We start from the raw sequence: 11538 nt of genomic DNA on the forward strand, positions 1-11538 counted from the left end.
GGATTGGATCAACTTACTGTATCGCAGGCTGTTCACTATTTGAGGGAACCGACCATGACACCTTTTTCGAAATACTTCTGGAAGAACGGATACATGATGATGAGTGGCAGACTCGAAATGACAATCGCTGAGTATTTAATCATCTCGGAGAGCCGTTTCAGTTCCGCCATCGCGAGCTGATCACTGATCATGCCCGGTGCAGCCTGATTCTGAATCAGAATGGAACGCAGAACGAGCTGTAACGGATGCAGGTTCGGATTATCGAGATAGATCATTGCATCAAAATAGGAATTCCATTGCCCAACGAACGCATAGAGTGCAAGTACAAAAATGATCGGTTTCGACAACGGAATGACGATCTGGAAGAAAATCTTCATCTCAGAAGCGCCATCCACGTTAGCAGCTTCTTTCAGTTCTCGAGGGACTCCTTTGAAAAAGGTTCTGGAGAGAATGATGTTCCAGACGTTAACCGCTCCAGGGATGATGATCGCCCACACCGTATCAAGCATGCCGAGATTACGTATGAGTAGATACGTAGGGATTAATCCCCCACCGAAGAACATCGTAATGATAAAGATAATCATAAAAAATCCACGTCCCGCGAGTCTATCATCCGACAATGCATAACCTGCAAATATGGATACGGTCACGGTGATCAGTGCAAAAGAAACCGAGTACAATACCGCATTTGCAAACCCCCGGATCATGGCTGGATTGGACAAAATCATCTGATATCCGTCCAGACTCCAGTCCGATACATTAAAGGACAGTCCACGATTCAGTAGCACCGTGGGGTCCATGAATGAGGCGATAACAATATAAATCAGGGGAACAACCACAACCAGTACAGCACAGGTGAGAAAGATGGCATTGAGTGTGAGGATCAACCGATCCATTCCCGTGTGTTTAACAACCATGGATAATACTCCTTTCCTAATAGAGGCCTTCGCCTTCATTCAATTTCTTCACAATCAGATTCACCGTCACCAGCAAAATCACATTGATAACCGAGTTGAACAATCCAACTGCCGCTGAATAAGCATAATCTCCAGACTGTAACCCCACCTTGTAGACATATGTGGCAATAATCTCGGAGGACGGCAGGTTCATGGACGTCTGCATCAGATAGGCCTTCTCAAATCCAATGGACATAATCCCGCCAGCTGCAAGGATAAAGACGATGGCCATAATCGGACGAATCGTTGGAAGATCAATGTGGCGAATACGCTGAAGGAGATTGGCTCCATCCAGATTAGCCGCATTGTGAAGCTCTGGATCAACATTGGCCAAAGCCGCGACGTATATGATGGAAGCCCAACCCGCTCCAGTCCAGATATCGGACAAAATGTAGATCCAGCGGAAATATTCCGGTTCAGACATGAACATGATTGGCTGACCTGTAATCCATGTGGCTAATTGATTAATTGGCCCTGTCGGTGAGAGGAAGATGAATAGCATACCCACAACAACGACAACCGAGATGAAATTGGGTGCGTATAGAAACAATTGGATATTTTTCTTGATGCCAGCTTTGCGTACCTGATTCAGCATGAGTGCCAGTAAAATGGGCACCGGGAAACTGAATATTAATCCCAAAAAGCTGAGTTTAAGCGTATTCATTAAAATGATATCGAAATTGGGTGAAGCTATAAATTTCTCAAAATGCTTCAGGCCTACCCAATCACTACCCATGATGCCTTTGATCGGACTGAAATCCTTAAACGCAATGATGGCTCCGTACATCGGAATGTACTTGAAGATAAGAGTCAAAATTAAGGCAGGTGCAAGCAACATATATAAAAAGTAATTTTTTTTGAGCTGCTGCAACCTGTGACCGCTTGTCGTCCTCACTTTCAGTACCCTTCCTTCGCCCTTTTTGCTGTCGGCTATGTTATCCAACACGATACCTCCGTTCATTCTAGAAGTTGACAATTGTTTTCAGTAAGGGCTTTCAATATTTACAATTGCCTATTTAATAATTTACAATTTATCAGGTTTCAACGGATTTAGTCAATACGTTTTGTAAAAAAATATTTGTGCATTTGATCATTTCATCTTTGCATTAATGTAACTAAAGAGGATTGAATTTGCATGTATACAGCACTGGATCGTTAATACCAGCCTAGATATTTCTATATCATTACTGTAATAGATCATCATTGTTACACTAGTTAACGAAACTTCTGGAACAATTATGAAAATAGAATTCACCTATCTAAATGTAAATGTAATTGTGCATTTGTAAAACAGAGATTGCTATTTGTCCCGTTCTATTATACATTTGACTTAGAGAAGAATATGGATGACTATTGATGATTAGAGGTGAAGCATTAGATGGCAAAGGAAAAAGTCACGATACAAGACATCGCTGATGCTTTGGGGATCTCCAGGAATACAGCTTCCAAAGCATTAAATGATAGCGGAAACATCCCGGATGAGACCCGAAATCGTGTAATTAAAAAAGCAATTGAACTTAAATATAAACAGTTTGCCTATATGGACAATGAGCATGTTCTAAGCAAGGCTCCGGGAAATATCGCCCTGTTAACTGAAAACCTGCCTAATACATCTCACTTTGGTTCGTTGTTAATCAGCGGTCTGGAGAAAAGAATCAGTGCGGAGGGATACAATCTCTCGATTCATATCGTGCGTGAAGACGATCAAGATACACTTACACTTCCCAACAATTTTGATATAGCCAAAGTAGACGGCATTATTTGCATTGAATTATTTGATCTGGAATATACACAGCTGATTACCGATCTGGGCATCCCCACCATCTTTATCGATTGCGCTTCCAACATATGTTATCCCGAATTCCAAGCAGATTTGCTACTCATGGAGAATGAACATAGCATCTACCAGTTAACCACAAAATTAATTGAGAGCGGCTACACAAGTATTGGATTCGTTGGAGATTACAATCACTGCAAGAGCTTTAATGAACGATGGGTTGGATATCACCGTGCTATGCTGGAGGCGGGGTTGCAGGTCGACCCGTCCCATTGCATCCTGGACAATGATCGCCTGTGTTTCTCCAAGCCAGGATGGTTGAACCACCGAGTGGCCGAGCTGGCATCCCTACCTTCTGCTTACGTATGCGCTAATGACTTTATAGCAGTTGATCTGATCAGGGCGTTAAAAGATAGAAATGTCGCTGTGCCACAGGATATTGTGATATGCGGATTCGATAATGCACCCCAATCTCGAATTATTGAGCCAGCATTAACGACGGTTCATATTTATAGCAATGAGATGGGCATTAAGGCTGCGGAGATGCTGTTATCCCGGATTAATAGCCCGACACAGCCGTATCAGGTCTCCCACATTGTGACCAAACCCATCATCAGGGAGTCCACACCAGCAATCATGGCCGATCATTCTCAGATGGTTCATAGTTCTGCAAAATAAAAAAAAACGTATGTCTCACGAGTAACAGCTCGTGAAGCATACGTTTTTTGGTGGTTTTGATTGGGTTGGATGAGAATTCCATCCTATCCATCGCGGCCTAGAAAAAAAATCATCTCGCGATTAGATCTCTTTCAAGATGCCTTTTACAAGTCCGATAAAGGTTGTTTTCACTTGCGCAGCCACTTCAATAACTTCATCATGACTTAACGGCTGATTCAGAATACCACAGGCCATATTGGTCAGACAGGAAATGCCTAGTACCTTCATACCGCCATGAATGGCAACAATGGCTTCAGGTACCGTCGACATCCCCACTGCATCCGCACCCATCGTACGAATCATGCGAATCTCCGCTGGTGTCTCATATGCCGGGCCACTCCACCATGCATAGACACCTTGTTGCAGGCCAACATTCTGCTCTTCTGCAACCTTAAGGGCAATGCTGCGCAGTTCGCGATTGTATACCTGTGATACGTCTGGGAAACGAACACCCAGTTCGGCGTTATTCGGTCCCATCAACGGGTTATTGCCTACCAGGTTAATATGATCTGTAATGAGCATCAGTTGACCCGGCTCAAAGCTTGTGTTGATGGCTCCGCAGGCATTGGTGATAAGCAATTGCTCGACACCCAGCGCCTTCATGATCCGAACGGGGAAAGTCACTTCGTCTAGTGTAAAACCTTCATAATAATGAAGGCGGCCTTTCATCGCTACAACCGTTTTGCCCATCAGTTCACCAATAACCAATTCATTGGCATGACCAATAGCCTCCGATTGGGCGAAATACGGAATATCTGTATACGGAATAACGGTCGCATTTTCAATCTCGTCCGCGAGCGCTCCCAGTCCGGAACCCAGGATCATGCCTACGGCAGGTTTGGTATGGATTCGGTTTAATATGTAATCTCTTGCTTCCTGAATATGTGCGGATTGATGCATAATGATATCCTCCTGATGATCTGAATTGAGTAACGAAAACTGAGTTAATGAGGTGTTACTCATCAAGTGTAATGAACAATGGTCTTGATGTAAATGGAAGCTGTTCTATATCCAATAAAAAAACGACCCTGTGTTCCAGAATCGTTTAAAAACATGGACATGTCCTAATCCAATGTATATTTGTTTCTACTTTTCATGTAATCAATTGTCATGATCAGCAACAGCATCAATGTAGCAAACATCAGCGGTTTGGCAAAAGTACCTTCTTCAAAAATATAATAACTAAATGTAAAATTTCCGGCAAAAGTAATTAAATAGTTTCGGATGTAATCCATCTTCTCATCTCATTTCAGGAAAGAATTTGGTTCACCATTTCTTCAACCCTATCACACACTTCCATTTAAAACCATATTTTTATCATCCACAAAAACAAACGCCTCAATCATGCACGAGATAGCCGTACTGTACAATCTATATGGAGTACAGCAAAAAACCGGCCACATCGTGACCGATTCTCTCCACTTCCCTGATGTTCAGGACATAGGGTTAATGATACGCCAAAATGATTCCTTAGGCTGCAACTGCTGATCAAAAACAAAGGGCCAGTTTTTGCGTCCGCGTACCGGGAAATGGTCTAACCAGGTATAATTGTCCGCTACTCCCCAGAATGTCACAGAGGTAATGGATGATTTATACTCACGGAACAAATTAAAGATTTCTTCATATCGACGCTCCTGTAGCTCAGCCATCTCCGAAGTTGGCGCGGTGAGGTCCGTTCGACGATCCTCATAACGAAACACCGACATATCCAGCTCCGTAACATGCAACTGTACATCCAGTGAAGCATAACGCTCAATAGCCATTCGGATCTCCTCAATCGAAGGACCATGAATATTCCAATGCCCCTGCAACCCAATCCCGTGTACAGGCGCTCCCTTGTCAAGCAAAGACCGAACCAGATTGTAGATCTTCTCCCGTTTGACCGGATCTGTCTCATTGTAGTCATTATAGAAAAGAAGCGCATTTGGATCAGCTTCATGAGCCATACTGAACGCTTGCAGCAGATAATCTTCCCCCACCAGCTCTAACCACTTCGTATCCCGCATGAACAGGTCGGTCTTATCTTCAACAGCTTCATTGACGACATCCCACGCATATATTTGCCCCTTATACCGACCTACTACCGTATCAATATGTTGCTTCAAGCGAGATAATAATAGCTCTCTGGAAGCAGAAGCACCTGAGTTATCCTCAAAGACCCATTTCGATGTTTGATTATGCCAGACCAAGGTATGTCCGCGAACCGCAATCCCTTGGGCAACAGCAAAATCAACAATTTTATCCGCCGCCTCAAAATTATAACGATCCTCTTCCGGGTGAATTTCTTCAAATTTCATCTGATTTTCAGCCGTGATGCTATTGAAATGTTTGGCGATGAAATCCCCTTCGGACTGCAACATTCTGGTATGTACAGCAGCACCTATTTTGAACGTATTGGCATAAGCAGCATGTAGTGATGGAATTTCGGTTGGCATTTACAATTCCTCCCTGCCATTTTTTATCCATCATATCGTTTGTTGAATACGCTTACAATGAACAAATTATACTTCTTCCCCCTCATATTTAACTATTTATGATCCTCGGCCCTGTTCGCACAACAAAAACACCTCCACGTATGTTCCACTGCTCATCGCAACAGAACATTTCTCGGAAGGTGTTTTGTGATCGGATGTTCAGTTAAATTCAACTCATGTACCAAAGAGGGTATGAAGCGTTACAGCTTGTCCACCTGTAACAAGGTCACCTGTTTCACTGTGCATGCCGGGTTAATTTGCTCCTCGGACAGAATGTTCAGCTTGATGAGGCTTTTCAGCTTATGGCTGTCTACCTTGGATAACAATCGCCAGATGTCCGGGTCTGGAAGAGAAGCATACAGCTTCTGATCATCGTATTCCTTCCGGTTCTGAAGCACTGTTTTCACGGTGTAACCACCAACCTGCGTCTCATACACCCCTTGTTCTACACAATACGCGACAATCTCATCTCGTAGTACAGACAGCTGCTGCTCAATATCTTTTTGCTGCTGCTTCAGGTCAAAGTAAGTTTGTACTTTCTGCTCCATATCGATCACGCTCCCTACTATCATAGGTATGCGAGGATCGCTAGTTTAGGACTGGCTGTTTATTTTAATTAAAAAAAGTGGTCTTTCTATTACTTAATCGTATACTATCTCATTGTGTATCCCCGTATTACGATTGCAGCAGGTGTTCATTTAAATATGGATTATGGACAGCCATACTGTGAACCCTTTCCATTACATCTGGCCCCATGGGTACATCCCCAACACGCCTCAACAGAATCCAGCGCAGGCAAGCTATTGCTCCAAAAATCTGTTCCTCTTCCAGCGTGTACGTATAACTGGCAGAACGTGCAAATTGAGCGTGATACATCTCGCCGTAACTTTCCCCATTATAGACGGTGATCAGAAATACAGACCATGCCATATCGTACCTTGGATCACCATACTGCCCATTAGTCCAATCAATGATGGTGTAATGGTCGTCCATCTCAAGAATGTTTCCCAGATTATAATCGCCATGAATCAAGCGGTCCTGTCTGATCTGGACCTGCTGAATCAAGTTTGCCAGAAGATCATTTATATCGTCATGTAATTCAATTTGAGGAAAAAAGTATTGAACAAAATCGTACCTGAATATGTATTCTTCATCTTCACCAGTACCCACTTCATTCACCGGATAACGATGGACCTCCATTAATCGCTCAGCCAAATGTGTCAGTTTGGTTTGTGTTAATTGGGTAACGGGCTTTCCATCATAGCTCGTTAACAGCACTTGATTATCTTGCTCGTCTAATCCCCAACCGTAGGGTTTGGAAACACGAATTCCACTTTGATAAAGCTTGGACAATAATCGATATTGTCTGGCGATATCCGGTTTGGAATCCTTGTCCCAGACTTTCAATACGTACCGCTGATCTTCCGTTTCAATTCTCATCACACTGGCTTCCAGTCCAGGTGGCAAGGAAATGATCTGATACTCCTGTTCAATCACCTGCTGGATATGTTCATCCAGTTCTATCCAATTCATCTGGCTAAGTTGAATTGTCATCGTTTCCCCTTCTTCCGTGTTATGAACGCCTCTCCTGGTTAGTCAGATATAATCAGGCCTTTGCCAATGACATTAGCGGATACCGGCTGCTTGCCCAATTCTCTCGCCCATACGGATAACTGTCCCATATGGTGAATCTCATGGGCAATCACATGTCGCATAACTTCTCCCCATGAATCTGTACTGGCCTTGCCAGCTGAGCGATGATCGATATAAGCGCTTTTTTCCATACTCGAATCCCAGGCTGTAACAAATGCCTCCACATCAGGACGTAACTTGCGATCGAGTTGCCTTACTGCCTCAAGATTCTGGTAGTTTGCAAAATCTTCTGCATCATCCGGTTTGCCCTGAAGCAACTGAAGCCAGCTCCACTCTACATCAATGATATGAAATAATGTTTCTAATATGTTGCCTACTCCGCCTGTGCGAGGCCGAATCAATTCTTCAAGCGATACATCTTCACACCACGCATACCATTGCTCACGTACCATCCAGTTATAACGAAAGAATGTTTCCATTGGTATATTCCCCTTTATCGGCTATGTTTTTCAGAGAGCTTTGATCAATTCTGTATTGGCAAAGGTTTCATCAGAATGTTCAAGATCACCATAAATTCCGCTGACCTGATTGAATCCGGATTTGATCCAGAAGCGTAATGCAGGCCAATTTTTCAGCGCTACGTTGATTCGAATTTCCTTGTAACCAAGTTCGGAAAATTGACGCGTCAACGCCTGAATTAATTCTTGTCCATATCCCTGCTTCTGGATCTCGCTATGGATATATAAAATTCGAGATAGATCGAATCCTCGGAGGGATACCCATGGTACACACTTAACAAACCAATATAGCGGTCATCCTCATTCGTGCGAATGGATTGAATTCGATAATTCTCCAGCCTGCCTCCTGGCGGAAGGTGGCCTTCTTCAAAACATTCTTTCACATAGTTCCGATCATGCTCTTGTCCATCCCATTGATGCAAGTACCGACTGGTCTCATATATGGACTCAAGTTCAGGAATATCAGATTCTTCCACATTCGAGACAATAAGTCGGTCTGACTTCCATTCTACTGGAAGTTGTTTCATCGTAATCACTCCATCTTGATATTCTAAATAAATTAAACTATTGAATATTTACACTTACCACTCCGATGACAGAACAACCTTCCGATCGCTGTTATCCCCAGATTTTTTTGATTCATTTTATAATGGTAAACTCCGGGAGGCTGATAGATTCATTATTCTTTTGTTAATCGTCAATACCTCTTCCCCCTACTCCTCCCTGACGGGATCTTTTCCAAAGTACGTTCCCTTCAGCTTTTGATCCATAAAGTCTCTTAAGTCCTTTTGATCAAGTATATATTTCGAATCTCTATTAAATCTGCTTTTTGTGTATACAATAATCTGTTTCCGATTGTATTGAATTGTAATTTCAGCATTATGCTTTAATCTCAAAGCAATTCCTGCACTAATGCTTCCTGTGACATCATCTACTGGTATTTTGGCCGATTCCGGGGCTGCATTCAGCCAGCCGACTATACGGCTAATGTCTTCTTTACTTAACGTAACATTATCAATACTAACGTGTCCTCCACCGTCGCCTGTCCTGGTGTACACGACTATGCTCATCTCTGTGCTTATCACTTGATTTCTCGAAATCGGCTTATTTGGATCAGGGTTACTCGTGATTAGAAAATACAAAAACATGATTGCCGCACCTATGAAAAACCAGAATCGCCTACGTTTTCCTAGCATTACAGCGCATTCTTCGTATCCACCACGTTGGCAAACAGTCTCAGTACCGTATTGTGATGTTCAATAATCTGCTCCGCTTGAAGCGTCTTTGAATTCCATGTGCTGTGCGCATCTTGAACCAGATTGACCGTGTATCCCAGACTGTAGGCTCTGCGGCAAGTCGTGTCTACACATACCTCGGTCTGCATTCCCGCGAGTATCAACTCCGTCAAGCCGTTTTCTTGCAATTTCAGATGCAGATTGGTTTCGTGAAATGAATCCGGTGTCTCTTTTTCGATCACAAGGTCACCAGCACTAGGTGTAATGGACGGATGAATGACCCATCCCGGAGTTCCTCGTTCCAGTGGACTGCCTGCCCCTTCGCAGTGCTGGATATATATGATGGAATGCCCTGCTTCACGGGCCCTGGCAATTAACACCTGGATCTTCTGAAGCAATCGTTCCCCCTGATATACGGGATCTGCTTCATCAAACATCGCTACCTGTACGTCAATAATTAGAAGTGTACAATGCGTTGTCATCTTTCTTTCCTCCTGACAAATCAATTTAATTCAACTCTTTTTTCTTCCTACCTTTAACAAAACTTCCAATCCCATATCAATCAGTACAAATAGGATAGCGGCAAGAACGCCAAATAAGGTCAGAACTAACGTCTCTTTGAAATCCAAGATTGCTTCTCCTGCGCCCATGACCAGATAATAGATGTACATGCCCAAAACTCCAGCACATGCATAACTCAATATCCTAGTACTTAGATACAATACATGATTGTCGAATTGTATTCGGCTGAGCAGATAGTCCAGCAGTATTGATAAAGGTAGCCCGATCAATACGATCAAGGGAGTCGCGTATACCAGATAAATAAGAATATAAAAATCAAAACTGTAGGATTCATTCATCGATATGAGACTTGCAGCCAAAGTAAAACAAATGATGGTTAGAACGGTTGTTATCAGCTTTCTTCCCATGTTCATCTCATCACTCCAATACAGTTATCTCTATTCATTGGATGTGCTCATGCGTCAGATTTTGCCGGTTGCCATCCGATATCTTGAGACCAACTATGCGCTCTCTGTAATATGCTCCACACTATTGGTCCTTTTCCTTCAACATATTTGGGACGTTGATCTTTATACAATGACATGAGTCTGTGCTTTTCTTCCGCATAGTTCAAACAATCTTCTGGATGCTCCCTTAAGTATTCTCTGAACAGCAAGGTCATCTGCTCGGAGAAACTGCCTGCCTGTCTAACGTGTATATGTATCCTTCTGCTTCCGGGCACTTCCCGAAAGTAACGTTTAGTCTTATCTGGATTTTCTGCTCTGAATACAAATCCGACTGTTTCGATCTCATGTTTGTAGTCCAATAAATTATCAGGATGGGGAACAGATATTTGTATATCTATGATGGGTTTGGCGTCTATTCCCACAATTGAAGTGGAGCCAACATGATCAATTCGTAGAGCCTTTTCTCCTAACGCTTCTCTTAATTTCGAACCCGTTTCGAGAAACAAATCACGCCATTTCGGATCATACTTTACGATTCTCCATTGATCCTCCATACAACTCCTCCTTAGATATCCAATCAAGCTATATAATTAAACAACACGTTCTTTTACCCTTTTGTTACATGTAGATTATTTAGTGATGCCATATAGATATCATGCAAAATCATCATTGTTTATCCCTAGTTCTATTTGTTTTTGGGATTCGATCATGTATTCGTACACATCATCAATTTCTGTTATCCCTTTAATATTCTCTTTTAACAGTTCAATAATTAAATTATAATCACTCTCTCTCATCCTTATATCTTCCATATAGTTATCGTTATAGTCATTCATAAAATCTAATTTGTTCTTATAAAATCGAAATCTCTCCAAAACATATACTTCCTTAAGATTAATAAATAATGCTACAAAATCCTTAAAGTTTCTGGCCACTAAAGTTACTTGATTACCAAACGCCGTAGGTTGGATAAAGATAACCGGAGCTTCTTCCAAATCACTAATGGATCTGTTAAATGTAAAAAAAGCAAAATGGTCACCATCTGCCCCCGTTCTTCCATATATGATGGCATCATCTGGCGTACAATAGTATCTATCATCATCATTGTTAAAACTAATATAAAACCCCACATAGTCATGAAGGGTCGCATCCTGTTGTTTACGTAATTCCTTATCTATTCGAACGATGTCTACTAAGGATTTTGGCATTTTATAATGTACTTCCACGTTTGCATACCTCTCTTCTATTGGCATGTATTAATATATCTATATTTTGACACAAATTAAAAAAAAGAGAAGGA

The 11538-nt window shown here is 42.2% G+C and carries 16 protein-coding genes; 1 reads left to right on the forward strand and 15 read right to left on the reverse strand.

The annotated features are described in order from the left end of the window. Nucleotides 1-35 precede the first annotated feature (35 nt). Both MHB43_RS24815 and MHB43_RS24820 read right to left on the reverse strand, forming a co-directional pair. Nucleotides 36-917 carry a carbohydrate ABC transporter permease gene (locus MHB43_RS24815; RefSeq protein WP_036617174.1) on the reverse strand — a complete coding sequence of 294 codons (882 nt, stop codon included), beginning with the start codon at nt 915-917 and terminating at the stop codon, nt 36-38. Between the two features lie 16 nt (nt 918-933). Further along, entirely contained in the window at nt 934-1794 is an 861-nt protein-coding gene (locus MHB43_RS24820) for a sugar ABC transporter permease (protein WP_223200008.1), read from the reverse strand. 540 nt (nt 1795-2334) lie between these two features. Here MHB43_RS24820 and MHB43_RS24825 point away from each other — a divergent pair. After that, the gene (locus MHB43_RS24825) at nt 2335-3411 is read left to right on the forward strand and encodes a LacI family DNA-binding transcriptional regulator (protein WP_339178613.1); all 1077 of its coding nucleotides are present in this window, start codon (nt 2335-2337) and stop codon (nt 3409-3411) included. A 120-nt stretch (nt 3412-3531) separates the two neighbouring features. Here the strand turns inward: MHB43_RS24825 and MHB43_RS24830 are convergent, their stop codons facing one another. The 13 genes from MHB43_RS24830 to MHB43_RS24890 form a co-directional block, all read right to left on the reverse strand. After that, nucleotides 3532-4350, reverse strand: a complete 819-nt coding sequence (locus MHB43_RS24830; protein ID WP_339178615.1) for a purine-nucleoside phosphorylase — start codon at nt 4348-4350, stop codon at nt 3532-3534. A 164-nt stretch (nt 4351-4514) separates the two neighbouring features. After that, nucleotides 4515-4685, reverse strand: coding sequence for a hypothetical protein (locus tag MHB43_RS24835; RefSeq protein ID WP_179088539.1), 171 nt, complete (start codon nt 4683-4685; stop codon nt 4515-4517). A 198-nt stretch (nt 4686-4883) separates the two neighbouring features. Continuing rightward, complete coding sequence (locus tag MHB43_RS24840) at nt 4884-5885, reverse strand: endo-1,4-beta-xylanase (protein ID WP_221824637.1); 1002 nt, start codon at nt 5883-5885, stop codon at nt 4884-4886. A 239-nt stretch (nt 5886-6124) separates the two neighbouring features. Next, nucleotides 6125-6472: a hypothetical protein gene (locus MHB43_RS24845; RefSeq protein WP_339178621.1), complete on the reverse strand. Its 348-nt coding sequence runs from the start codon at nt 6470-6472 to the stop codon at nt 6125-6127. 127 nt (nt 6473-6599) lie between these two features. Then, complete coding sequence (locus MHB43_RS24850) at nt 6600-7478, reverse strand: aminoglycoside phosphotransferase family protein (protein ID WP_405130650.1); 879 nt, start codon at nt 7476-7478, stop codon at nt 6600-6602. A 38-nt stretch (nt 7479-7516) separates the two neighbouring features. After that, entirely contained in the window at nt 7517-7996 is a 480-nt protein-coding gene (locus MHB43_RS24855) for a DinB family protein (protein WP_405130651.1), read from the reverse strand. Nucleotides 7997-8026: 30 nt separating this feature from the next. Next, nucleotides 8027-8206 (reverse strand): hypothetical protein, encoded by a 180-nt coding sequence (locus MHB43_RS24860; RefSeq protein WP_405130652.1) that lies wholly within the window; start codon nt 8204-8206, stop codon nt 8027-8029. Between the two features lie 8 nt (nt 8207-8214). After that, on the reverse strand, nt 8215-8562 hold the full coding sequence (locus MHB43_RS24865) for a hypothetical protein (RefSeq protein WP_405130653.1): 348 nt from the start codon (nt 8560-8562) through the stop codon (nt 8215-8217). 186 nt (nt 8563-8748) lie between these two features. Further along, nucleotides 8749-9183, reverse strand: a complete 435-nt coding sequence (locus tag MHB43_RS24870) for a hypothetical protein (RefSeq protein ID WP_405130654.1) — start codon at nt 9181-9183, stop codon at nt 8749-8751. Between the two features lie 47 nt (nt 9184-9230). Further along, nucleotides 9231-9752, reverse strand: coding sequence for a cysteine hydrolase family protein (locus MHB43_RS24875; protein ID WP_405130655.1), 522 nt, complete (start codon nt 9750-9752; stop codon nt 9231-9233). Nucleotides 9753-9782: 30 nt separating this feature from the next. Then, on the reverse strand, nt 9783-10205 hold the full coding sequence (locus tag MHB43_RS24880; RefSeq protein WP_405130656.1) for a hypothetical protein: 423 nt from the start codon (nt 10203-10205) through the stop codon (nt 9783-9785). Nucleotides 10206-10246: 41 nt separating this feature from the next. After that, complete coding sequence (locus tag MHB43_RS24885; RefSeq protein WP_405130657.1) at nt 10247-10792, reverse strand: GrpB family protein; 546 nt, start codon at nt 10790-10792, stop codon at nt 10247-10249. Nucleotides 10793-10891: 99 nt separating this feature from the next. After that, nucleotides 10892-11464: a hypothetical protein gene (locus tag MHB43_RS24890; RefSeq protein WP_405130658.1), complete on the reverse strand. Its 573-nt coding sequence runs from the start codon at nt 11462-11464 to the stop codon at nt 10892-10894. Between the last annotated feature and the right edge of the window lie 74 nt (nt 11465-11538).

The sequence above is a fragment of the Paenibacillus sp. FSL H8-0317 genome (assembly GCF_045040685.1).
Lineage (GTDB): Bacteria > Bacillota > Bacilli > Paenibacillales > Paenibacillaceae > Paenibacillus.

Coding starts and splice junctions, on each gene's coding strand:
- MHB43_RS24815 (WP_036617174.1), bottom strand. CDS start 917: ATGGTTGTTAAACACACGGGAATGGATCGGTTGATCCTCACACTCAAT.
- MHB43_RS24825 (WP_339178613.1), top strand. CDS start 2,335: ATGGCAAAGGAAAAAGTCACGATACAAGACATCGCTGATGCTTTGGGG.
- MHB43_RS24840 (WP_221824637.1), bottom strand. CDS start 5,885: ATGCCAACCGAAATTCCATCACTACATGCTGCTTATGCCAATACGTTC.
- MHB43_RS24855 (WP_405130651.1), bottom strand. CDS start 7,996: ATGGAAACATTCTTTCGTTATAACTGGATGGTACGTGAGCAATGGTAT.
- MHB43_RS24845 (WP_339178621.1), bottom strand. CDS start 6,472: ATGGAGCAGAAAGTACAAACTTACTTTGACCTGAAGCAGCAGCAAAAA.
- MHB43_RS24835 (WP_179088539.1), bottom strand. CDS start 4,685: ATGGATTACATCCGAAACTATTTAATTACTTTTGCCGGAAATTTTACA.
- MHB43_RS24885 (WP_405130657.1), bottom strand. CDS start 10,792: ATGGAGGATCAATGGAGAATCGTAAAGTATGATCCGAAATGGCGTGAT.
- MHB43_RS24820 (WP_223200008.1), bottom strand. CDS start 1,794: ATGTTGCTTGCACCTGCCTTAATTTTGACTCTTATCTTCAAGTACATT.
- MHB43_RS24865 (WP_405130653.1), bottom strand. CDS start 8,562: ATGAAACAACTTCCAGTAGAATGGAAGTCAGACCGACTTATTGTCTCG.
- MHB43_RS24870 (WP_405130654.1), bottom strand. CDS start 9,183: ATGTTTTTGTATTTTCTAATCACGAGTAACCCTGATCCAAATAAGCCG.
- MHB43_RS24850 (WP_405130650.1), bottom strand. CDS start 7,478: ATGACAATTCAACTTAGCCAGATGAATTGGATAGAACTGGATGAACAT.
- MHB43_RS24880 (WP_405130656.1), bottom strand. CDS start 10,205: ATGAACATGGGAAGAAAGCTGATAACAACCGTTCTAACCATCATTTGT.
- MHB43_RS24830 (WP_339178615.1), bottom strand. CDS start 4,350: ATGCATCAATCCGCACATATTCAGGAAGCAAGAGATTACATATTAAAC.
- MHB43_RS24875 (WP_405130655.1), bottom strand. CDS start 9,752: ATGACAACGCATTGTACACTTCTAATTATTGACGTACAGGTAGCGATG.